This is a genomic window from Pseudomonas sp. R15(2017), from assembly GCF_002112685.1.
Taxonomy (GTDB): domain Bacteria; phylum Pseudomonadota; class Gammaproteobacteria; order Pseudomonadales; family Pseudomonadaceae; genus Aquipseudomonas; species Aquipseudomonas glycinae.
This window is the reverse complement of sequence record NZ_NEII01000011.1, coordinates 234,813-258,886: the sequence shown is the minus strand read 5'-3', so window position 1 is coordinate 258,886 and position 24,074 is coordinate 234,813. Positions and strand designations below refer to the sequence as shown.

Below are 24,074 nucleotides of genomic sequence, written 5' to 3'. Positions count from 1 at the left end.
CTCCCACCCGGCTGACCGCCGCGCTCACGGCCGCCCCTCCGCCCCACAGGGAAAGAGCCAGATAAACGAGAGCGGAGCAGACTGCCGAGCCGATCAGAACTCGATAGCGCCATCCGGAGAGCTTCACAGACTGATTCATAGATTCAGTCTCTTGAAAATCGGCTGGGGTATAGCCCGTATCAGACACATGATCCAAGCCCAGAATCCGGGTACGTAAAGCACCGCCTTCCTGGATTCGATGCCCGCGACAATCCGTCGGGCGACTGTCTCCGGTTGTGCAACCAGTAACGCCGGTATCTTCAGCCCCTGCGTCATCGGCGTATCGACAAATCCGGGTTTGATCGTGATCACATGCACGCCCGACTTGAACAGACGTGGGCGTAAACCTTCACAAAATGTGGAAACCGCTGCCTTGGCTGAACCGTAGACATAGTTGCCGGGCCGCCCGCGATCCCCGGCAACCGAGGAAATAACCGCCAGCGTGCCGCTGCGCTGGACAGCCATCCGGTCAGCCAGCAGCGTCAGCAGCGCAATCACCGAAGTGCCATTGGTGACGAATGCCTGCACAGTCAGCTCGATGCTTTTTTCGCACGCGGTCTGATTCGGCAAGGAGCCGTAGGCAATCAGGCAAATATCCACCGTCTGCAATGTCGCCAGGCAGTTCTCCAACATCATCGAGTGCGCGGCGATTTCGTTGACATCCATCACGTACGGCGTAACCGCACTCGCACCGCGTATTTGCAGGTCGGCGCAGGTCTGTCGCAGTTTTGGCGCATCCCTGGCGACAAGAAAGAACTGACTGCCTTCAGCCGCCCAATGACGCGCGCAAGCGCTGGCGATCGCCGATGTGGCGCCCACAATGAGTATTTTTTTCATTGAATGACTCGCTGCCAGAAACGGGAAATCAGGGCCGGGTCACGCATCGCTTCCACTTGCTCCCAGGCGGGATAGGCTCGGCGGAAATCACTGCCGCTCATGTGGGCGTCCTTTGCCGGATACAAACGGCCACCCGCTTCCCGGACGATGGCATCGAGGCTCGGCAGGAGTTTTCTGCTCAAGGTTTTGTTCTGTGGAAAGTCCAGCGCCAGTGAGGTGCCCGGCATTGGAAATGACAGCAGCCCGGGCGATGCGATATCGCCGCAGCGCTTGAGTACTGCGAGAAAGGATCCGCTGCCGCTGCGGGCAATGGATTTGAGCAGTTCGGCCAGTGCCGCTGGGGCCACCGAGCTTGGCAAGACACACTGAAACTGCTGGAAGCCCTTGTGTCCGTAAAGGCGGTTCCAGTGCTCGATGCTATCCAGTGGATAGAAAAATGGACGGTAAGCAAGCGTGCGACATTGCCTGATTACCGGTTGCCGTTGCCAATAAAAATGGTTGAACAGTTTCAATGTGATTGGATTGACCAGCGACACGGGCAGCCGAATCGGCAAACGCAGCGAATGTGAAGTGGCAGCCTCAAGCGGACCCGTTTCGCAATGATTGCCGGCCGTATAAACACCCCGCCCTTGCGCACTCCCCTTGGCCAGACAATCGATCCACGCAACGCTGTATTCGTGGCCGGCATCCATTTCACCCGACAGGTCAAAGAATGCCTTCAAGCTGTCAAAGCGCACCCGCAAGGTATCGATGAGGCTGGACTGGATTCTGCGCAGGCGAAGACTTACCCAAGTGATGATCCCCGTAAGGCCCAATCCTCCTATTGAGGCTGCAAACCACTGCGGGTTTTCCGATGCGGAACACACCATCGGCGGTTGCATGGATCGATGCAAACCGAAACTCATCACAGAATGGGCAAACGTGCCGCAGCGATGATGATTTTTGCCGTGCACATCATTGGCCACCGCACCGCCCAGCGTCACATGTTGCGTCCCGGGCGTAACGTGCAAAAACCAGCCGCGCGGGATGGCCAGTTGCAGAATCTCGCCCAAGGTGATTCCGGCCTCGGCACAAATCCAGCCGTTATCCCAATCGGCATCTATCAAGCGATTCAGAGTACGCATTTGCAACACATGATCACTGGCAGCCAGACAGCTGTCGCCATAGCTTCGGCCATTGCCGAAGGGCAACGAAGAGCCGTAAATTTCGACCACCCGATGCCACTGCGGTCCCAGGTCGGTTTGCCAGTGGCATGGATGGCCGGTTTGTGGAGCGGAGGGGTAATTGCCCCATGACGAGAGCGACAATTGAGTATTCTCCCTGCGGTAACTGAGCCCGTTGACAGTTTCGTGAGTCACTCGAAATAATTGATTTCAAACTTGTTGCTGTGTTCTTCCTCACGAAACGCCCTCAGTACACCTCTAAGTTTGACAGCGGATACTGAGTCCACTGCATAGAGAGACACTGAGTCCTCTGCCGAGGTTATATTTGGAACGACCAACTTCAAACTGGCAACTTTTATAAAATACGCCGGCCGCTTGCTGAACCACTCGTCATAAATAAAAGCGTATTTAACATCGTGACGCCTCATCAAATCACCGATCCACAACGAGTTACTTTCCAAGCGCCCAAATTTCAACACTTCATAATTCGCCAGACCGGTGAGGTCTAGTACATATTGATCGGTCACCAATGAAACCAGCCCCAAATCGTTGACGGCTAACGGCTCATTCAAACGAGAGGCAATCAATGCCATCATGTACTGTTGATTGTAGATATTGGCAGATGCCCATGGCGTACTCAATGTCACATACACAAAGCTGGTAAAGGCCACAGGCAAACAACTGAATACCACTAGCATCCAGCGCCCGCTCAGATACCTGCTGCAGGCCACCAGAAAAAAAAGCGAAACAAATGCAAGCCAATACACTTCATATCGGCCGTACCAACCCGACTTGCCAAATACCATATGCAGCACCGTGACGTTTAACAACAGCAACACCAGTGCCATTCTTCTGGAGTAAATACAGCAAAGCATCAACACACCGAAAACCACCCAACCCCATAGCTTGAATTGCGCCAGCGCATGTGCAGCAAGGGATTGAAGATCGGAAATATCTGATTTGGAAAGTACCGAAGATGGCAACACATCGAGTCCGACGCTTTGCAGGAACAGGCTGAAGGCTGCAAGGGCCATCAGTATGGCAACACCACAATAAACTACTCTCCAGCGCTCACCGCTCATAAAAAGATAGCCCAAGGCGGGAAAGGAAATTGCCAAATCTTCGTAACGTACCAGCGGCAGCAAGAAAATCGCCAAATACAGAACGATCGATACTTTTTGTTCTCCGAAAAACTCTTTACGAATAACACCTGCGGCAATCAAAACCGTCAGATAAACTTGCAAGCTGTGTTCCATCCCGTTGAAGACAAGTCCATATAGATTCAACGAAAAAAAACAACCCCATCGCGATCAGCACCGAAAACTGACGATTCAAGCGCTTCAACAAATCAAACATCAACAGAAAAGTCAGAAGCGAAAAGATGATATTCAGCACCAGTGGCGCATAGTAAAACGCATCCCCCAACATTGAGAAAGGCGCAAGCAAAACAGGCCATATAATGCTTGACGAAGGGGCAGAATACTCTCCCGCGTTAACTCCGTAGTGCCCCGCCCATATATTCCTGGCCATCTTCATATGAATATATGGATCATCCAGCGTATAGATCATCACACCATGATTCATCATCATGATCGATAGAAACAAAACACCTGCCGGAACAAAAAAAATGAATACGGCTGTCCATACTTCCGGAGCGCTTATGCGCTGACTTGCGGAAACGCTGGTTATGACTTCACCCATTTTTGATTAAACCCTTGATCAGCCTAATGAATAGCCACAGGCACGGTGTGCTCTGGCTTATTCGTTTCATGCCGCCACCCAGAAAATCAGACAAAACACTGCGCCCATTGCCAGGCTCAGGCGATCACGCACGGCAAAGACCACCGGGTCGTCATTCATCCGGCCGCGATGGGTCAGCAACCAGATTCGGGTAATCCAGAGCAGCAGCACGGGGCAGGCCAGCCAAATCCAGCGAGGGTGCGCATACAGCGCGGTCGTCGCACCGTCATGGATGTAAAGCGCCAGCACCATGACAGCCAGGTACCCGGATGCAGCGCCCAACGAGGAGAGCATTGCCAGATCCGCTGGAAAGTAGTCGCGTCCGCCGGTTCTCCCGGTGATGCCGCTGTTGAGCGCCAACAACAGTTCGGCGTAGCGCTTGATCAGCGCCAGGCTCAAAAACATGAACATGGAAAAGGCCAGCATCCAGACCGTCAGTTCCAGTTCGAAAGCAGCTCCGCCAGCAATGATGCGCAGGGTATATAGAAGGGCCAAAGCAATGACATCGAGCGCCATAAGCCGCTTCAGCACCAGCGAATAAACCAGCGTCAGCAAGTAATAACAGGCAAGTACCACCACGAATTGACGCGGCAGCCAGATCCAGGCCCCCGTGAAGGCCACCAGCAACAGCAGAGGAAAAACCATCAACCCGGACTTGATCGACAAATTTCCACTGGCGAAGGGTCGAGCGTGTTTGGTTGGATGCTTGCGATCATCGGCAAGGTCAAGCAGGTCGTTCAGAACATAGACACCCGATGCGCATAATCCAAAAAACAGGAAGGCCAGCACGCCGTACCACAACGACATCGGATTGACCAGTTGATGCGCGGCGAGCAAGGGAATAAAAATCAGGGTGTTCTTCACCCATTGATGAATGCGAAAGGCTTTGTACCAACTCCTGAAGTTCGAAGCGTAGGCACGATCCACCTGAACGACGTTGCCCAAGTGCCTGGCGGCAAGTTCGACACCCGGTAACGGATTGACGACATAGCCTTGCCTGGCGGAACGCCATACCGGGAGATCGTCGAGTGAGTTGCCGACGTAGTCGAATCCCCCGTCACCGTACAGCTCCACCAACAAATCACGCTTATTCATCCCCGACAGGTTGCACTCAAGCGTGGTTGCCAAAACCTCATCGAACACCTTCAGGTGCTCAGCTATGCGTAACGCCAACGAATGATGGCTGGCCGTGGCCAGCACTATTTTCCGGCCGCTGTTGCGTTGCGCCTCGATCATCCATAGAACATCCGGATCGTAGGGCAATGTCGTGACATCGATGGCCGTTGCATGAGCTAACTGTTCTTTCAGGTAGGATCGACCGCGACCGAGCCAGATCAAGGGTTTGCAACATTGCAGCGGGGCCTGCCTCATAAAGGCCATTGCACATTCGAACAACAGATCAGTCTTCAGAAGCGTTCCGTCCAGATCGATGACGAATGGCGTCGTCGACAGGCAAGGGGCATTTACCGACGGTGCATCAGGCAGAGATACGTTCATGGCTGGCGCTCCCGACACAGCACAAACCGGAAAAAGCAGTACCCCAGCAGCAGATTCATCAGGGAAAACCCAGACACCGTCACCAGCCCCGGCAAATTGCGTGAATCGGCAAATACGCCCACGCCATAACTCAAAACACCCATCACGCTCATGAACATCAGATACGCCACCACCGACGTTCGGGTCTCGAACGTGTAGAGCGCGTTCATGTAAAACGAGAAGGATGCGGCAATGCAAAACGCGGCGAAGTTACTGGCAGACTGGTCCAACTGAACCGCGCTGCTCAGTACAAAAAAAATCTGCCAGTGAACCAGCGTTGCGGCCAGGCCGATTGCCGTTTGCGCGGGAAATCCTTTCCACAAGATCCTCATCGTCAATCCTTGCTGTCACTGCAACGGGCGGGGCTTTCACGCTAGGGCAAGGTACGGGTGCGGTCTACTGTCAGAAATTACAGGTAGGCGCTGGTTTCTGACCAACGGTCACCATTGCAATAACCGCCCGTGGGGCGGCTCTTTCATGACGATGAAGCCGTAGTCGCCGATCAGGTAGAGGCGGTAATAGAGGCTGTCCACCAAGGGTGGATAGCCCATCAGACCGGCGTGGGTCGCGTTGCGCCGTTCGCGTTCTGCAACCACATTGGTGATGCCCGCCGACGGCAGGGTTTCGGCGAGCATGAAGTAGTCGATGTTCAGCAAGTAACGCAGCACCGGCAGTTGTTTGAACGTCCCCTCCGCCCCCGCGAGCCAGCGGTCGGAGTACGTCACCGAGAGATAAATCCGTTTGGCTTCGCGCAGTTCTCGATGGGACGAGATGTCGTGGCTGAGGCTGTAGAGCGCACTGCTGGCGAACGTTTTTTCCATCGTCAGCACCCGGCCATAAGCGAAGGACAGCGACAGCGTGGCCAGAAGCGCAATCGCCAACACCAAAGGCAACCGTTGATGCAGCGGCATCAACCCCAGCCAGGCCAGATAGAACAGCAACATCAACAGCACGCCAAACCCCATCAGGGCGCGTGCGCCTTCATTGAAATCGCGAAACAGCAGGGTCATGCCCGGCACCAGCAGCACAACCAGCGGCAATGCCAGCAGGCAGCTGAAGCTCAGCAGCAAGCCCTTGGCGCGGGACAGGTGGCGCTCGCGAATCTGCCGCCCCAACTGCACGGCGCCGGTCACAGCACACAGCACCAGCGCAATAAAAACCGCCGTGTAACCGCCGTGAAACAGCAGCGCAACCTTCTCCATCACCCGAGCGAGATTGATGCCGATCTGCAGCCACGGATCGGCGCCGGGATTGAGCAATTGCGCGCGCCCGGCGTCAGTGAATGGATAGGCCGTGACGCTGTAGATCAGCACCGCCAGCAGCAGTTGCGCCAGCCGCCAGCCTGACCGGTGCCAGAGTTCATCCCACGGCACTTGCCGATGAACATTGCGCAGCAATTCCAGGCAGCACAACCCGAGAAACACATTCAGGCTGATCTGATACAGCCCGATCGCCAGCGCCAGCAACGCTGACGGCACCAGCCATCGCTGAATGCGTGAAGCGCCGCAAAAAGTGATCGCGTAAATCACCGCGACCAGACTCAGTGCCATGCCGGCCCCGTCGTATTGATAGGACAGGTTCTGCAACAGGAAGGGGTTGTACCAGAGCGGCAACGGCACCAGACAGCAGGCCAGGGTCGGTTCGGGAAAATAATGGAAGGTCAGCCGGGTCAGAGCGAACGACATCACTACGGTGGCGAGCAACAGCGGTAATGGAAAAATGTTCGGTGCTGCGCCGGTAAATGTCAGCGCCTGATACAGCCAGTCCATGAACAACCGCCCCTGCGCCGCCCAGGCATTGCCGGCAGCCAGAGTGCGCCAGTTGTCGTCGATGTAGGGGAAGTCGGCGAGGATCAGCGGCAGGATGTAGAGCAACGTGGCGATCAGGAAGAACAGTACGACCTGACGGCGGCCTAGTTCTCGTACGAGAAAATCGCTGATCCTCATACCTGCGCCTCTGTTCACGGCTGCGCTGGAAACAACGTAGATAAACCTTCGAACATGACTCTGAATCAGAAGTCGTTTTTTGCGCTGATTTCAGACCAGCGGCATCAACTCACACCCATGAAAAAGCCCCGGACTTTCGACCGGGGCTTTCAGGTTTCAGCGACAACGAATTACGAAGCCGAACGCATCGCGCCCTGTACCGAATCCTTCGGTTGCAGCTTGAACACGTAGAACAACACGGTCAGCAGCACCAGGAACGCCGGGCCCACATACAGCGCCACGCGAGTATCCGGGAAGTACGCCATCAGGCCGACCACCAGCACCAGGAACGCCAGCGCCAGATAGGAGCTGACCGGGAACAGCCACATTTTGTACTTCAGGCCGGCCCGTTCGCTGGCGCTCAGGCCTTTGCGGAATTTCAGCTGGGCCAGCAGGATCATCACCCAGGTCCAGATCGCGCCGAAGGTGGCGATGGATGTCACCCAGACGAAGACTTTTTCCGGTACCAGATAGTTGAGCAGCACGCCCAGCAGCAGGGCGAAGATCGACAGCAGCAACGCCCGACGCGGTACGCCGTTGCTCGAGGTGCGAGCGAAACCGGCCGGCGCCTGACCGTTCTGCGCCAGGCTGTAGAGCATGCGACCGGTGCTGAAGATGCCGCCGTTGCACGACGACAGTGCGGCGGTGATCACCACGAAGTTGATGATGCCGGCGGCGGTCTTGATGCCCAGACGCTCGAAGGTCATCACGAACGGACTGCCCTGGGTGCCGATTTCGTTCCACGGGTAGATCGACAGGATCACGAACAGCGCGCCGACGTAGAACAACAGGATCCGCCAGAACACCGAGCCGATCGCATTCGGGATGGTCTTCTGCGGGTTCTTCGCTTCACCGGCGGTCAGGCCGATCATTTCCACGCCCAGATAGGCGAACATCACCATTTGCAGCGACATCAACACACCCGTCACACCGTTGGGCATGAAGCCGCCGTGGGCCCACAGGTTGGAAATCCCCAGCGCCACGCCGTCGTTGCCGAAACCGAAGGCGATGATGCCGATGCCGCCGAGCACCATGGCGATGATGGTGACAATCTTGATCAGGGCGAACCAGAACTCGAATTCACCGAAGGCCTTGACCGCGATCAGGTTGATCGAGCCCATGCTGACCAGCGCCGCCAGCGCCCAGATCCAGCGCGGCACATCGGGGAACCAGATGCCCATGTACACCGCCACCGCCGTGATTTCAGCGACGCAGGTCACCAGCCACAGGAACCAGTAGTTCCAGCCAGTGAGAAAGCCCGCCAGCGGGCCGAGGTAATCCTGTGCGTAACGGCTGAAGGAGCCGGCGACCGGGTTGTGCACGGCCATTTCGCCGAGGGCGCGCATGATCACCAGGATCGCCAGACCGCCGATGATGTACGAGAGCATGATCGCCGGGCCGGCCATTTCGATGGCCTTGGCCGAACCGAGAAACAGACCGACACCGATGCAGGCGCCGAGCGCCATCAGGCGAATATGCCGTTCACCGAGTTCGCGTTTGAGCGGACCGCCTTGAGCGGTTTCGCCATGGGGCGGGTGATTGCCGACTGGCATGGGGGACTTCCTCGTCTTGTTATTGGATGTGACCACCGAGTGTTCAGCGTCGGCCGATAAGCCTGCGCCTGGGTAAAACCGGCCCTGCCTCGTGGGCAGGGCCGTCCCGCAGAAGCAACCTGCGGGATCAGCGGGCCGTGCAGTATAAAAAGCTTGCGACAGGTTTTTTCACTCTATAAGGCATCTGATTCAGACGTAAACCTCGACAATCTTGCGGTTTACGAGACAAATCATCCTGCATTTCGAGGATTATTCACCGCACAAATGGGCGCGGAGTATTGCACAGCAATGGTGCAACGTCATGCCGCAACCGGGTCTGAAGGTTTACTCAGATGACGCCGGCCACCGTTCTTCACAATTTTTTCACCGACGCCAACCACCGACTAAGCTTCAGACAAGTCCGATCAATCTGCGTGAATGGATCAATCGACTATGGGCGCTTTGTGGCAAACCGATTCGAGTGAAAAAGTGGTTCCGACTGAACGTGTGGATGAAGCGCCTGTCCCTGAAAAACCCCGTCGCAATCGGCACGGGTGGAAGGCTTTCTGGCTTCTGGTGGTGATCATCGCGATTGTCGTGGGCCTGGCTGCGATGAAGGAAATGCGCACCTCGCGTTTTCAGTCCCGCGAGGTCAGCCAGTACGCCGCCAAACTCAAGTACGAATTGCAACCGGGGCCCAGCGAAGCGATCCGCTATCCAGGCAACGGTCCGTTCGATCTGCGTCTGGGTTACAGCTCGCTGGACGAATTCCTGCCACGGCTGATCAAGCGCAACTACGTGATCACCGAGCAGACTCGCTTCTCCCCGGCCCTGCTCAATTACACTGACAAGGGCCTGTTCGTGCCCTATTCAGAGAAGATCCAGGCCGGGCTGTCGATCACCGATTGCCGGGCCGCGCCGCTGTATCAGTACAACTATCCGCAACAGCTGTATTCGAGTTTCGAGTCGATTCCGCCGGTGGTGGTCAACAGCCTGCTGTTTATCGAAAACCGCTTTCTGCTCGACCCCAGGCAACCGCTGGCCAACCCGGCGGTGGACTGGCCGCGCTTCGGCATGGCCGCGTGGTCGCAAGTTGCCAAGCTGCTGCACTTGCCGGGGCAGTCGGCCGGTGGCAGTACCCTGGCCACGCAACTTGAGAAATACCGCCACTCACCCGATGGCCTGACGGTGTCCGGCGCGGAGAAAATCCGCCAGATGATTTCCGCCAGCGTGCGCGCCTATCAGGGTGGCCCGGACACCTTGCCGGCGCGGCAGAACATCGTTCGCGATTATCTCAACAGCGTGCCGCTGTCGGCGGTGCCGGGGCATGGTGAGGTACATGGCATGGCCGAGGGCCTGCGGGTCTGGTATGGCGCCGATTTCAACGAGGCCAACCGAACACTCGCCAGTACCGCCACCGATCCGAAATCCATGGCGGACAAGGGCCTGGCCCTGCGCGAGATGCTCTCGCTGATGATCGCCCAGCGCCGCCCTTCGCATTACCTGACCAAGGGACGAGAAGAACTGGTCGAACTGACCAACAGCCACTTGCGCCTGCTCAAGCAGAACGGCGTGATCGACGCTGCCCTGGCCGATGCCGCGTTGGCCAGCACCATCAGCTACCGCGACTGGCAGACCCAGCCGACGATTCAGCCGATCGAAACCAACAAGGGCATCAGTGTCGCCCGCAGCCGGCTGGCGTCGATGCTCAACCGTCCGCTGTACGACCTTGACCGCCTCGACTTGTCCGCCACCAGCACCCTGCAAGGCGAACTGCAAACCCAGGCCACCACTTACCTGAAGAAACTCGCCGACCCGGCCTATGCCGCTGAAATCGGCCTGATGGGCGAACGCCTGCTGACACCCACCAGCACCACTCAGGTGCGCTACAGCTTCACCCTCTTCGAGCTGACCCCGGACGGTTCCCGCGTGCGGGTGCAGACCGACAGCACCGACCAGCCGTTCGACATCAACGAGGGCAGCAAGCTGGAACTGGGCTCCACAGCCAAGATGCGGGTGCTGACCACCTACCTGCAAATCATCGCGGAGCTGCATGACAAGTACGGGGCCATGAGCGCGCCGGAACTGAAAAAAGTCGAGGTACCGGATCAGGATCGCCTGAGCCAGTGGGTGATCGATTACCTGATCCAGAACAAGGATCACGACCTGTCGAAGATGCTCTCCGCCGCCCTCGACCGCAAATACTCGGCCAGTCCTGGCGAGGCGTTTTTCACCGGTGGCGGCCTGCATGTGTTCCATAACTTTCGCAAGGAAGACAACGGCCGCCTGCCGACCCTGCGCGATGCCCTGCGCGAGTCGATCAACCTGCCGTTCATTCGCCTGATGCGCGATCTGGTGCGCTACACCACCTACTCAGGTCCCAACAACAGCGCCGAACTGCTCAAGGACGACCGCGACCCAAGACGTCAGGAATACCTCGCCTCGTTCGCCGACCGAGAGGGCACCTCGTTCCTGCTCAAGTTCTGGAAAAAGTACCGGAACAAGGACACCCAGGCCCGGCTCGACACCTTCCTCGACAGCATGCGCCCGACTCCGATCCGCATGGCCGCCGTGCACCGTTACCTGCTGCCCGACGCCAGCCAGGAAGACTTCAACACCTTTGTGCGCTCGCATCTCAAGGGCGTCAAAATCACCGAAAAACTCACCGACGAACGCCTGGAACGGCTCTATCTGGCCTACGGCCCCGGCACCTACGACCTGCCGGATCAGGGTTTCATCGCCAAGGTTCACCCGCTGGACCTGTGGATGATCGGCTACCTGCTCAACCACCCGGACGCGACGTTCAAGGACATCGTCAAGGCCAGCCAGTTCGAGCGCCAGGAAGTCTACAGCTGGCTGTTCAAGAGCAAGCACAAGGGCGCCCGCGACAGTCGCATCCGAACCATGCTGGAAATTGAAGCGTTCCTCGACATCCATCAGCGCTGGCAGAAAGTCGGCTATCCATTCGATCACCTGGTGCCGTCGCTGGCCACCGCGATCGGCAGTTCCGGCGACCGCCCCGCCGCGTTGGCCGAACTGATCGGCACCATTCTCAACGACGGCGTGCGCATGCCGACCCTGCGCATCGACAGTCTGCACTTTGCCGCCGGCACGCCTTACGAAACGAAACTGGTCAATGATCCTCACGTCGGCAAACGGGTGATGCCGTCCGAAGTGGCCACGGCGATGCGTGAAGCGCTGTCGCAGGTGGTGGACTCGGGAACGGCCAAACGTGTTTCCGGCAGTTTCAAACTGGCTGATGGAACACCGCTGACCATGGGTGGAAAAACCGGTACCGGTGACAACCGGATCGAGGCCATCGGCTCCGGCGGGCGAATTCTCAGCTCGAAATCGATCAACCGCACGGCGACCTTCGTGTTCTACATCGGCGACCACCATTTCGGCACGCTCACCGCGTTCGTGCCGGGGCGTTCGGCGGAGAACTTCAAGTTCACCTCGGCCTTGCCGGTACAGGTCCTCAAGGGCATGGCGCCGATTCTGATGCCTTACCTGCAACCGGGCAGCGACTCACAGTGCCGTGCCCCGCAGACAACGACCGTGGCCCTGGCTTCAGATTGAACCGATAGTGGGCGGTAGTTATGTGTTTTATACATATCAATATTCAATGATTAACGTATCAACCCGACACGGAGACAACAGGCATTTAAACTAATTAATCGAGACATTGAACGTTAGGCTGAGAATTCATTACTTGTTCAAGGCCTGCACAATGACAGCAACATCCACATATAAAGGGCAACATTACGATTTAATTAAATCGCGCATCGATCCGGTATTCAGGGCTATGCAATTGCATCGGGCCCGAGCCCTGGGAAAGGCGTCACTCAACCGTGAGTCATGGATGGTCACGACTCCGGATGCCGAGCTGGAACGCCTGTCCGCCGATAACCGCCGCGCCTGGGGCGCGCAGAACCGCATTGACAGAATGCTCGGGAGCCTTCAGGACGTTTATGCATTTGCCGAGCCTTTGCTGAAGAAGAAGTTGCTCGAACAGTTCAATGTCGAAGTCGATGTGAGAAATACATACGTCAGACTCTACGAGGCGGCGACAACCCCCTGGTACGTGATTGATATCACGAAAGCGTCACGGGCCCGCACCGTTTCAATGCTCGACGCCGCGCTGCACAACTTCGCGCACGATGAAACCTATCAACACTACTCGACATTCATTATCAAAACCGATGCGGCCCGCGACTTGTTCGACGTCTCGCCGATTGGCAAAACAATCAGCATCAGCCAGTTTCAGACGCTGTGCCGGGAACTGGACATCGGGGCCCGGTACAGGGCCCATCTCGAAACATTCCTGCTGAACAAGGAGCCAGTCGCCGAGACCTATCTGCGCACACGCGTCGAGCAAAGTCAGCAAGCTGAGCTGAAGGCTGCCGCCCGCATGGCGCAGATCAAAAAGGACATTGGCCCCGGTGCCTACGTGTTGATTCGCGAGCTGTTGCTGGGCCGGCAGAATCTGGTACTCGACGGTCAGGCCATGTGCGTCTGCGATCTGGGCCTGATGGACCTGACCTTGACGGGGATCGTGATCATTCGCCCCGACCCGGCACAGGCGCAACACTCGCAGAAAATGATTGCCTACGTGCCGCACGACCCCGACCACCCGCTCAAGGAATACGCTTCGACACTGGCGTTCATGGACGAGCTGACACGCCAGTTACGGGCAAACAGAACGCTGCCGTCCTCCGGTATCAGCTATCGCCAGTTTTTCAGCCAGTTTGTTGATCAGGAACAGCGCGGGCACTTTTTCGCCGGGCTCGAGCAGCGCCTGACGTATGTCAAATGGTACGCCAGGGAACCGGGGGATCCGCGACCGTCCTGGCGGGAAACCCCGGTCGAGAAACCTCAGCTGCAATTCAGCGCACCGCCGATCACAGCCCCCCTGTGGACGTATCTGTACCAGCAACGACTCAATAAAATTCTCAACGACGCGCGCGGTCTCGCAGTATCGACCGCCGATGCCGACAGCCACGCGCGCTGGGCCTGGTGGGAGAACTTCAAGAAGATCGCCTCGGACATCTTCAATGCCGCGCTACTGGTGATGACGCCCTTTGTTCCGGGACTGGGCGAACTGATGATGGCCTATACCGCTTATCAGATCGTCAACGACGCCGTCGAGAGCGTGGTGGACATGATCCAGGGGCATTGGGTCGAGACGGCAGAATATGTGGTGGGAGTCCTGACCGATGTCCTGCAACTGGAAATCTTTGCCGCCGGTTCTGAAACAGGTCACGCTTTGGGGCTCAAACCGTCACTCTTGGTAGAGGGAATGAAACCGGTACAGTCGTTCGACGGTAAAACCCGTCTCTGGCACCCGGACCTCAGACCTTACGAACAACCGCAGCTGGCGCCACCGAAGACATCACGCCCCGATGCACTGGGGCTGCACAGGCATGCCGGCAAGATTGTCTTGCCACTCGAGGGCAAGCACTACGAAGTGCAGCGCGACCCGCGCAGCGGACTTCATCGGATTCGCCACCCGACACGCCCAAACGCCTATTCGCCCGAGCTGCGCCATAACGGTCAGGGAGCCTGGGTCCATGAGGGGGAAAAACCGCAGGACTGGCACGGCCCCAGGCTCATGCAGCGCCTTGGTCATAGCGTTGATGGCTATACCACCGCCGAACAGGATCACCTGCGCAATATCAGCGGGACGCCGCAAGCTTCGCTGCGACGCATGCACGTCGAAAATGCCGCTCCCCCGCCCCTGCTGGCCGACACGCTCACACGCTTCAACACTTGGAATGAGGCCAAAAACGTGGGCCGGCTGATCCGCTCGGGGCAGCCGCTGGACCCGGCCTCGTACTGGTTTGAACGAATGGTGCCGGACATGCCCGGCTGGCCGGCCGACAAAGCCCTGAAGGTTTATGAAAACGCCGATCTGACCGGTAGTTATCGCCAGTACGGCAACCGGCAAGCCACGGACCGGCAGACGCTCGGCATCAGCCTGGCCGACATGATGGCCGGCAAGCTCCCGGAGCGGCTCGTGAATTTCCTGGACGATACGCAAATGAAAGCGTTGCTAGGCAACCAGTATCCGAAAAACCAACGGGCACAGGTCTTGCGCAACCAACTGGCGGATATCGTGGAAACCCGCACGCCGGACATCTTCCAGTACCAGTACCGACTCAAGGATCACAACAGCGATGCCCGGGTTCAACTGCTGCAGCAGCAGTATCCGCAACTGCCTTCCAGGGTCGCTGAAACCCTGCTGACAAGAGCGACTCCCGATGAACAGCAGGTCATGCTCGAGGAGCGACGCATCCCGCTGCGCCTTAGGGACCAGGCCCGGGAAAGCGCTTTTGAGGTCAGCGCTGCGCGCGCGGCTGAAGGCTTGCATGAGCCGGCACTGAGGGGGCCCGACACCGAACGCCTGACCCTCAATGCCCTGAAGTTTCATACCGACACGTTTGCCGATTTACGCATCGATGTGCGCGAAGGCACTTATGACGGTCCGCTACGCTGCAGCGCAGGCAGTACAGAGGCCACGACCCGACGTGTGTTGATCAGGGACGAACATGGCCAATATGAAGTGCGCGACGGCGCGAACCATAAGCTGCACGAGGGCGGCGACTTGTATGAGGCCATCCTGCAGGCGCTGCCTGCTGACAAGCGCGCGGCCCTGGGCTATCGCACCGGGCAGGGAGAAATGTTCAGGCAATGGGTGATGGCCAAAACCCAGGCGCCCGCCGAGCGCAGGACATTACTCGCCCGGCCCCCGATCCGCCCGGTCGTACCACTGGAAACCGAGTTGCTGCTGCGCGGAGGGGGACTGTCCAGAGAGGCCCGGACCGTGGAAGAAAAAGTCAGGAACCTCTATCCGCATTTCAACGAAAACGAAGTAGCGGCTTTCAGCCGATCGCTGCATGCCAATGGCGATCCTCATGCGCATATCGATCGGCTTGAACGCGAGCTCAAGACGTTGAAGCAGGAACTCGAACAGTGGCGACAACGCTACCTGAGCAATTGGGATCCCGATGCCGCCGATACCAACCTGCCTCAAGGCTACTGGGACTATCATCGCAAGGGCGGACGCTTCATTGCCGACCGGCTGCTGGAGTGTTTCGAAAGAAAGTCCGAAGTGTTCGGCGAGCGCTCCACGAGCCTGGAGAGCGGCTATGCGCTGGATCTGTCCAAGGAGTTTCTAGCCCATGACCTTGAACGTTGGTGGCGGGAGATGCCGAGCGAGCTCAAGCCCTGGCTCGAACAGGTCACGACCCTGAACCTGGATGGCTCACGGTTCTCCCCGGCACCGAACGGTCTGCTCAAGGACTTTCATCATCTGCGCCAGTTCAGCGCCAGAGGCTGTGGATTGCCCGCACTCCCTGAAAGCGTCGGCAAGATGCGGCTGCTCGAGACACTGCGCCTGAACGACAATCAGATCCGGTTGACGCCTCCCGCCCTTGAGCAACTGCGTAATCTGACACGCCTTGAAACCCTCAGGCTGGATGACAACCCTCTGGGCACGCCGCCGAATATCGAGCGTATGCCCAGACTCAAGGTGTTGAGCCTGGTGAACGCCCATATCGACACCTGGCCCGAGGGGCTGTTTGCGAAGGCCCGGCCTCGAGGCTTCTTTCTGGACCTGCGGATGAACACGATCAGGGATGTCCCCCAGGTACCTCTGGGCTCCAATGAAGCGCAGCTGATTGCACGCTCCCGACTTCACGGGGATCGGTTGTCGTCGTCCGCGCGCGCCACGTTCGAGGCGTACAGAACGTCGGTGGGCAGGGCCCCTCACGACACCTATTCCACTGTCGCCGATGACCTGCTCGAACGGTGGCCCGTCTCTGTCGACACGTCCTTTATGGAAGAAACGGCGGGCGTGGGTGCCTACCGGGCGGAAGCCTGGCATGCGGTGGCCAGCGAACCCGGTTCCGACGGATTTTTCAGGGTTCTGCAAGACCTGACCCGTTCCGCCGATTACGAGCAGGGGGGAGAGGCGCAGGACCAGTTGACCGACCGTGTATGGCGAATGATCGGTGCCATGGACATCGATACGCCGCTGCGCGAAGACCTGTTCCTCATGTCGACCGATCCTGAAGGCTGCGAGGATGCCGGCGCCCAACTGTTCAACAACATGGGCGTCAAGGTACTTGCCTCCGAGGCCCGCTCGTTTTCCACCCACCGCGCGGAACTGGAAAGCAAGCTGGTAACGCTGGCCAAGGGCTCGGCGCGCCTTGGACAAGTCGGCGAAATTGCCCGGGCAGACATCCGGGCGCGCGAGGGCAACCCCGATGAGGTCGAGGTGCATCTGGCCTATGAAACCGGTCTGGCCAAACGCCTGGAACTGCCCTGGCAGTCCGAAGCCATGAAGTTTCGCCCGGTCGCCGGGGTCGATGACGCGACCATCGACCGTGCGTACGACACAGTGATCGAGCGCGAAACAGGCGACGGTCTGGTCAACCAGATGATCGAGCAGCCGTTCTGGGAAGCGTACTTGCGTGAGACCTGGCCTGGAGAATTCGAAAGCAATAAACGTGTTCACCTGGAAAAATTCGATCTGCTGGAGGATCTGCGCTCGGCCCAGGAGGACTGGGTTCGTTCGGCACAGCTGCCGCCGGAACAACGCTATCTGCGCAGGCATGCCCTCAGTGAGCTTGCCCGCAAACTGTCCGTACCCGAGGAGGAAGTCTTCACACCAGAACCGATGAGCGACCAGACCTACGAACGCTTGCTGCGAGACATCGGCTATCAGGAGAAGGAACTGAGCAGAAGGCTGACCCGCGAAGCCATGAGCCGGGCGAGGATCTGACCCTCGCCACGCCCTGAAGGCAGCTGCCTTCAGGGCGTGGCACAGGCGCGACCTAGACCTCCGAATCCCAGATCACGGTGATGTTACCGGCATACCGTCTGGCCTTGCCGGGTTGCAACATCTGCTCCACGTAGAACGCCGGTATTTCAAAGTGCAAGGTGCCCGCCGCCCGCTCCAGAACGCGCTTGGGTTGAAAGATCGTCCCCTGCGAATCGTCCGTCAGAGGCCTTTGTCTGACCGGTTGACCGGCCATGTCGGTGATGCCGTGAGGCAGGCTCACGCTGAGGTAGACCTGCGGGAACGTCGAGCCGGTTTCGGTATCACGCAGGGCACAGGCACCGATACCGCCATACTCGCACTGGAAGAACATCTTGAATTTCGAAGAGGCGGAAATGTTGAAGGTCTGATCCCGGAACAGTCGTGCAGGCCGGCGTCCTTCCTGAAGCCAGGCCTGCCAGCCGCCCTGCGGCACCAGTTCGATCCTGTTGCCACCCGGCGGCAGGGCGACCTTGAGTACATGCTGGACATCCAGTACGAAGCGAAAGGTAAGGCTCGAATTGTCCGGCAGCATGTTGTCGCCCATGTCAAAGTCGCCGCCAGGCGCGATGGAATAACTCAGTTCCCCCGTGTACAGCCCCGCCGACATGACCAAGGGATCGGGGGTGCGCAGTTCGTAACCCAGATCCAGGTAGTCGTAGGTCATCCACGGAATGGAGTAGGCTGCTGCCTTGCTGCACGCCGAATCGCTCGGGGTCCGCCAGAAAAACGTATAACTGTCAGGCCCGTAGGTGGCCATCGCGCCATGCTGACAGGAGCCGGGCGCACCTCCCCATGAGCCACCGACCCACAATCGATTGTGTCCCTCCAGATCGTTCGAGGCACCCGTCAGATCGGTCACGGTGTCGCTCAGGACATATTGCGATCCAAGGGCTCCGATCCGGATTTCCACGGGATGCGACTCCCCCGTCACCACATTCGAGACGTTCAGACTTCGCCACTGCGCTGGCGCCTTGAGCGTCGCCCCGGCCCGTTCGGGCGCTCCGGGTTCGATGGCGTGGATTGCGGAAAAACGCAGTGGCAACCGTAGACCGGACAGGTTGTAGGCCTTGCAATCATTGACGTATGTGGCGCAATAACCACTCTGCGGGGTCTGGTTGATGAATTGATTGTTTTGCGGATTGGCGGGATCGGGAATGAAACTGGCGCGAATCTCTTGAGTGACCGCCAGCGCCGAGGACGAAAACACTCCTGCGAGCACGTGAACAAAAAACCATCCTTTACCGAACGTCCTGACTGTTCCAAAGCTGAAATCCATTGACCCTTCCTTGCACTGAAAGCCGTGGTGAATGCTTGAGGTTGTCCTTCAATTACCCCGCCGGAGCTGCCGCGCTGAACATGATGTTGACGGTGCCGTAGTAATCACCCGGTTTGTAGCCTCCGGCCTGCTCTCTGGGCTCGATCTCCAGGGGCACCCGCACGCCGAGCTTTGCCTCTTCGGCCGACACCACTTGCAGCGGGAACGGATTGTTGGTGAGCTCCTTGCCGTTGAATGTCACCCGCAAATTGATGTTTTCCCGAGAATCGCGGCCATTGGTCAGGTAGGGAAAACTCTCCAGGCGTGCTTCTATGGCACTGCTGTCATGTTTCACATCAAAGTTGCGACGCAGCGTTCCCAGCTTCGAAGTGTGCACATTCCAGTGCAGGCGCTGTTCACGATGTATCCAGTCCGGCTCGCTGGGAATGACATAGAAGTTCAAGGTGGGAATATCCACCGAAACGAAGAATTCGATCTCCTCGCGCGCGGCGAATGCCCAGGTTCCCGTCAACGCCAGCCCGCTGGCTGAGGTCAGAGCGATCCATTGTCTGATCATTTTCCGATACCCGTTACTTGCATGAATGAAGAGCAATTGCCTGTGCCTTCGGACGCTGTCACCCGGCGACACGCAGGTTTTTCTTCGCCTCACCTTCGACCAGAATGAAGCGGTATTCACGTCCCGGTTTCTTCTCGAACTCGAATGACTTGCCCGCCATGACATGGTGCTTGGTGGTTGGCTCGCAGTCGGTTTCATCGGTTTTCGAGCAACTCTTGAACTCATCGATCACCACCACCGTATTGCCGTTGTTACGCACCTTGTAAGCACCGGCACTGTCTTCGATCACGCTGTCGAAACGCGCATTGGCCGGACGCACGAAGAAAATGGTGCCGAAGCCGGCCATGACGTTCACGCCCGCCGTCAGCGTCTTTTTGTAGTCCTCGCGCTCTTCCTGAGAGACCGCGAATTCGTCTTCCTTTTCCGGCACCACCGGCACGAACCGCACCCGGAAATAACGCTCCTTGTCCCGTTCGCCCATAAACAGTAAACGGGTGCCCTGCATGCCCTGGGCCGGAATGATCAAACGGGCCGGGCTGGCCATCAGACCGTCCCGCGCACTGGCATCGGCCTGGACTTTCACGGGCACTTCGGAGGATGTGCCATCGGCGTTGTAAATGATTTCCAGCACATTGATCTTGACGAATGCCGTGCTGTCACCGCTGTTGTAGACACGTTTCAGATACGTGCTTTTATCACCGGCCAGATAGTCGTAGACGACGCCGATATTGATGTTCGGACCGGCGTAAGCACTTTGAAAAAGCAAACCTGCCACCAGCAGAGCAACGAGTTGTTTCATCAGCAGAACCTCGATTTGAGTACAGTGACTCGATCAGATTTCCGAATCCCAAATCACCACGACCGTACTGGAATACCTGTTTCCACGATCAGCCTTGAGTATTCGTTCGGTGTTGGCCTTGTCGATTTCGAAATGCAGGGTTCCGGGCTTGCGATCGACATAGATTCCCGGTTGAAAAACGATGGCCCTCGACTCCTGCGGGAACAGTTCCTGTCGCTTGACTGGCCGTCCACTGGTGTCGGTCAAACCGTTGGGCAGGGTCACACTGACGATGATCGGTGTGCCGTAGTTGGTCCCCTCATTCCATAATCCACAGGCCGTTACCGTTCCGGAGCCGCACTCCAGGTACATCTTGAATCTGGAGCTGGCCGAGATGTGGAAGGTCTGGTCGCTGAACAGGCGTTCCGGGGCCCGCCCTGAGTTCAACCAGCGCTGCCACCCGCCCTCGGGTTGCAAGGTAATCCGGTTGCCACCCGGTGGCAGATCCACCTTCAGTGTGTGCTGTACGTCCAGCACGAAATCCAGCGTGAGGTTGCCGTCATCCGCCCCCATGAACGGCCCCATCGTGAAATCGGCGCTGCCTCGACCGACGCTGTAGGTCAACGATCCGGTGTACAACCCGGACGACATGCTCAAAGGATCAGGCGTGCGCAACTCATAGGCGATATCGAGGTATTCGAAGGACATGTGCCCCACGTCGAATGCAGCCGTCTTGATGCAGGTTCCAGGCTGAGGCGTTTTCCAGAAAAACTGGTAAGTGGTCGGGCTGTAATAGCCAACGCCGCTGTACTCGCATGGCGGCGGCGCGTATACCCAGGAATTGCCGGTCCACAACTTTCGATGCCCCTCAAGCACATCGGTCTGTCCCGTCAGTTCGGTGACCGGTTTACTCAGTTGAAACTTCGACCCGATACCGCTGATACGGACTTCAACGATGCTCGTTTGCTGAGTTTCATGATTGATCACGTTCAACTGTCGCCATTCGGACGGCACTTTTACCCACACGCCGTTACCCGAAAACATGGGGGTGAAGGAGCTGAAGCGAATCGGCACCTGAATACTGAACATGTTGTTGTCCGCGCATTGGGCCGGATGACTGGCGCAATAACCACTGTTCGGCGTCTTGTTGATGAACACGTTTTTATTGGGTTGCGACGGATCGGGCTGGAACAGCGCCCGGATCTCCTGGTTTGCCGCGTGCGCACCTGATGTGCCCAGCACGCTCAGCAAGCCCAGCCAACAGGCTGTTTTCTTCATCGCTCAGCCCGCCTTCTGATCGGTGAATGTGGCATCGGCCAGGGTGTCGGGGCTGCAACGCAGGTCACCAATCATCAGCACGTTGTTCTCCACTCGCCCATGTTGCGGATCGAGGCGGAACTGGCACAGCAACTGGTCCGCGTAGCGAACCTCCAGCGTCGGAGAACCCTCGTTCATTTCCATGGAGAAGAACCCGTCCACTTCGCTCACTCCGCGGCTGGCGTGATTGATGACGTGATGCCCCTTGAGCGGTCGCCCCTGAGGGTCGAGCAGACGGCCGAGCACGGTCAGGGTTTTCATCACCTTCACCTTGCGATACTCCACGCCGCCCTTGTTCAAGTGATAACGGGTGCGCGGCGGTTCGATGGACGCTGCCGGCACGTCGTTGCCTTCGAAGTCGAAGCTCACGGAACTGTTCTTGTAGGCCGTGAGGGGAATGAAGTTGCGTCCCGGCCGCAGGGCTGCGCTGCCACCACTCAAGTCGTCGGCGCGCAAAGCGATGCCATCGATGTCGGACTCGACATCCACGATCATTCCCGCCCCTCGCCCCTGATGCTGGCTGGTCATCACGATCTGCTGCCCACCAATCGCTACGGTGCTGTCGAGGTTCAGCCCCCCGGTGTAATTGCCGTTGTAGGAAGAGCGCTGAACGAAACCATCGCCGTTGATACTGTCGGTGCTGAAATATGCCTGGCCGTTCAGACCGACTCCGTAGGTGTCGGTGATGAGCGTTGCCGCCACGCTCTGCAGCGCGTGACCTTCAAGGGTTTTGCGATAACCCAGAGAAGCGTTGTTATCACGGCTGCCATCGCGGGCCGTGCGGGTGCCGATGCTGCCGGAAATCTGCTGACCCGGACCGCCGAGCGCCACGTTGAGGCTCAGATCGATGCCCCGGTTGCGTGCATCGCCACTGCTGTAACTGCCGGGACGGTCGAACACTGACAGACGCCAGTTCGAGTCACTGCCAAACACCGTGGTGCGCTGGGTCCAGCCCAGGTCGACACCGATGCCCTCGACGTTACCCTCGCTGTGAGCCACCCGGGCGTTGATCGAACTGTTGCGGCTGAGACGATGATTGAGCGCCAGCGATGAATTGCTGGTCTGCCCGACGAACACATTGCGCTGACGAATGCGTGTGCCGTCAGGCAAGGTGTCGTAGGTGTCAGTGGTGTCCAGCCAGCTGCGGTTGTGACTGATCACCAGACTGCCCGAGCCATAGTTGTACAGGCCTTGCAGGTCGAGACCGGTGCCATGGTCCTCGGTCTGGTAGAAATTGGCATACAGGCTGATGCTGTTGGCCAGGGTCCAGTCGACGGAAGTGCCGTATTGCAGCTTTTCCCGGACTTGACGCGCCGACAGCCCGAGGATGACCCGCGGGTGCAGCAAGTAGTTGAGCGAAGCCCCGGCGGTTGCGTCGCCACTGGCCTGTTTGTCCCAGTTGCTGAGCAACTTGGTCTCCTGACCGGCAAACAGGTTGTAGCGCCAGCGCTCGTCGGGGTTGCGCCAGTTGTTCGGCTTGTAGACCAGCTCCTGGGTGGTCGAGGTTGTCTGGCCGTCTTCGATCAGACGCACCTCCACTTCATAAATGCCCCCGGGCAAGGGCCGGGTGTCGAGGGTCTGCAAACCGGCGGGCACCGACTGGGTGTTGATGAGCAGTCCGTCGCGGTAGATTTCCACCGACGCCTGACGGTTGGCGGTGACATAGATCGGGTAGACGCTGGGGTTTTGCAGGTCGATCGCCAGGCTGTCGGAACTGCCGTACATCACGCCCACAGTGGTATCGGGGCTGGTGCCAAAGGAACGCGGCTGACGGGTCAAGCCTTCCGACGTGGGGGTGAAATAGCCCAGGCGCAGAAAACTGCCTTGCAGTTCGCGTTGCGTGTGCAGCTCGTAGACCGCGTGATAGAGCTGGTCGTCGGGGCCACCCAGGCGGGCCAGTTGCATATTGAACGTCTGGCTCCAGTTGCCTAGGCTGCTGCTGGCTTCGAGGCCGAAACGCCCACCCAGATCCTGCTCCTGGCCGCCATTGAGATTGAGCTGATTACGCACGATCAGGCCGGTGCTGCCCTGATCCGGCTGGTCGTAAAAACGCTTGGCCTCGGTGTCGCGCTCGGCATTCTCGGTGAGGATGGAAACCAGCGAATTTTCCAGGTTGTAGTGCACCGCCAGCATTTGCTCGGGGCATTGACCGGTGCAGGATCCCAGCGCCACGCCGGGTTTGAGGTAGCTTGCCCATTTTTCCCGTTCGACGGCGCCGAAACGGTTTTCGCTGGTATCGGTGAAGTCGAGCAGGGTCAGGCGGTCATCACGAGACAGCACGATCATCGCCTCGCCCAGCGGCTGCTGATCGAGTTCGACCCGAACAGCCAGGGGGACATCAAAAAAGTGCTCCTCGAAGTCTTTCGGCAAGCCTTTGGCCTGCGCGAGCAAACTACGCGGTGTCGTACCGACAGGTTCGGGAGCCGCTACTGCGCCAGCACACAACAACAGCGCAAACGCAGCCGCGACGGGGGTCATCGGGAACATGAAC

The 24,074-nt window shown here is 58.3% G+C and carries 15 protein-coding genes; 2 read left to right on the top strand and 13 right to left on the bottom strand.

Annotated features, from left to right (window positions below):
- Positions 1-135: 135 nt before the first annotated feature.
- The 8 genes from CAF77_RS22685 to CAF77_RS22650 form a co-directional block, all read right to left on the bottom strand.
- Complete coding sequence (locus CAF77_RS22685) at positions 136-876, bottom strand: SDR family oxidoreductase (protein ID WP_085655323.1); 741 nt, start codon at positions 874-876, stop codon at positions 136-138.
- Positions 873-2,183 carry an FAD-binding oxidoreductase gene (locus CAF77_RS22680; RefSeq protein WP_085655322.1) on the bottom strand — a complete coding sequence of 437 codons (1,311 nt, stop codon included), beginning with the start codon at positions 2,181-2,183 and terminating at the stop codon, positions 873-875. The genes CAF77_RS22685 and CAF77_RS22680 overlap by 4 nt, the downstream gene beginning before the upstream one ends.
- 47 nt (positions 2,184-2,230) lie before the next feature.
- Positions 2,231-3,283, bottom strand: a complete 1,053-nt coding sequence (locus CAF77_RS22675) for a hypothetical protein (protein ID WP_139831618.1) — start codon at positions 3,281-3,283, stop codon at positions 2,231-2,233.
- Positions 3,237-3,740: a hypothetical protein gene (locus CAF77_RS22670; protein WP_085713966.1), complete on the bottom strand. Its 504-nt coding sequence runs from the start codon at positions 3,738-3,740 to the stop codon at positions 3,237-3,239. Before CAF77_RS22670 ends, CAF77_RS22675 begins: the two co-directional genes overlap by 47 nt.
- Before the next feature lie 66 nt (positions 3,741-3,806).
- Positions 3,807-5,276: a UbiA family prenyltransferase gene (locus CAF77_RS22665; RefSeq protein WP_064383874.1), complete on the bottom strand. Its 1,470-nt coding sequence runs from the start codon at positions 5,274-5,276 to the stop codon at positions 3,807-3,809.
- Complete coding sequence (locus CAF77_RS22660; protein WP_064383875.1) at positions 5,273-5,647, bottom strand: GtrA family protein; 375 nt, start codon at positions 5,645-5,647, stop codon at positions 5,273-5,275. Before CAF77_RS22660 ends, CAF77_RS22665 begins: the two co-directional genes overlap by 4 nt.
- Before the next feature lie 108 nt (positions 5,648-5,755).
- Positions 5,756-7,261: a glucosyltransferase domain-containing protein gene (locus CAF77_RS22655; protein ID WP_085655320.1), complete on the bottom strand. Its 1,506-nt coding sequence runs from the start codon at positions 7,259-7,261 to the stop codon at positions 5,756-5,758.
- Positions 7,262-7,431: 170 nt separating this feature from the next.
- Positions 7,432-8,853 (bottom strand): amino acid permease, encoded by a 1,422-nt coding sequence (locus tag CAF77_RS22650; protein ID WP_011335773.1) that lies wholly within the window; start codon positions 8,851-8,853, stop codon positions 7,432-7,434.
- Between the two features lie 432 nt (positions 8,854-9,285).
- Here CAF77_RS22650 and CAF77_RS22645 point away from each other — a divergent pair, with 432 nt between their 5' ends.
- Positions 9,286-12,411 (top strand): transglycosylase domain-containing protein, encoded by a 3,126-nt coding sequence (locus CAF77_RS22645; RefSeq protein WP_085655319.1) that lies wholly within the window; start codon positions 9,286-9,288, stop codon positions 12,409-12,411.
- 283 nt (positions 12,412-12,694) lie between these two features.
- Complete coding sequence (locus tag CAF77_RS22640) at positions 12,695-17,617, top strand: NEL-type E3 ubiquitin ligase domain-containing protein (protein WP_085655318.1); 4,923 nt, start codon at positions 12,695-12,697, stop codon at positions 17,615-17,617.
- A 52-nt stretch (positions 17,618-17,669) separates the two neighbouring features.
- On the opposite strand, the gene CAF77_RS22635 is transcribed toward CAF77_RS22640, so the two are convergent.
- From CAF77_RS22635 to CAF77_RS22615, 5 genes are read right to left on the bottom strand one after another with little or no spacing between them, the layout of a single operon-like run.
- A complete protein-coding gene (locus CAF77_RS22635) occupies positions 17,670-18,932 on the bottom strand; it encodes a hypothetical protein (protein WP_011335778.1) in 1,263 nt (420 codons plus the stop codon).
- Between the two features lie 52 nt (positions 18,933-18,984).
- On the bottom strand, positions 18,985-19,488 hold the full coding sequence (locus tag CAF77_RS22630) for a CS1 type fimbrial major subunit (protein WP_064383880.1): 504 nt from the start codon (positions 19,486-19,488) through the stop codon (positions 18,985-18,987).
- A 58-nt stretch (positions 19,489-19,546) separates the two neighbouring features.
- Entirely contained in the window at positions 19,547-20,287 is a 741-nt protein-coding gene (locus CAF77_RS22625; RefSeq protein ID WP_064383881.1) for a hypothetical protein, read from the bottom strand.
- A 33-nt stretch (positions 20,288-20,320) separates the two neighbouring features.
- Positions 20,321-21,544, bottom strand: a complete 1,224-nt coding sequence (locus CAF77_RS22620; RefSeq protein ID WP_085655317.1) for a hypothetical protein — start codon at positions 21,542-21,544, stop codon at positions 20,321-20,323.
- Positions 21,545-21,547: 3 nt separating this feature from the next.
- Positions 21,548-24,070 (bottom strand): CS1-pili formation C-terminal domain-containing protein, encoded by a 2,523-nt coding sequence (locus CAF77_RS22615; protein WP_085655316.1) that lies wholly within the window; start codon positions 24,068-24,070, stop codon positions 21,548-21,550.
- Between the last annotated feature and the right edge of the window lie 4 nt (positions 24,071-24,074).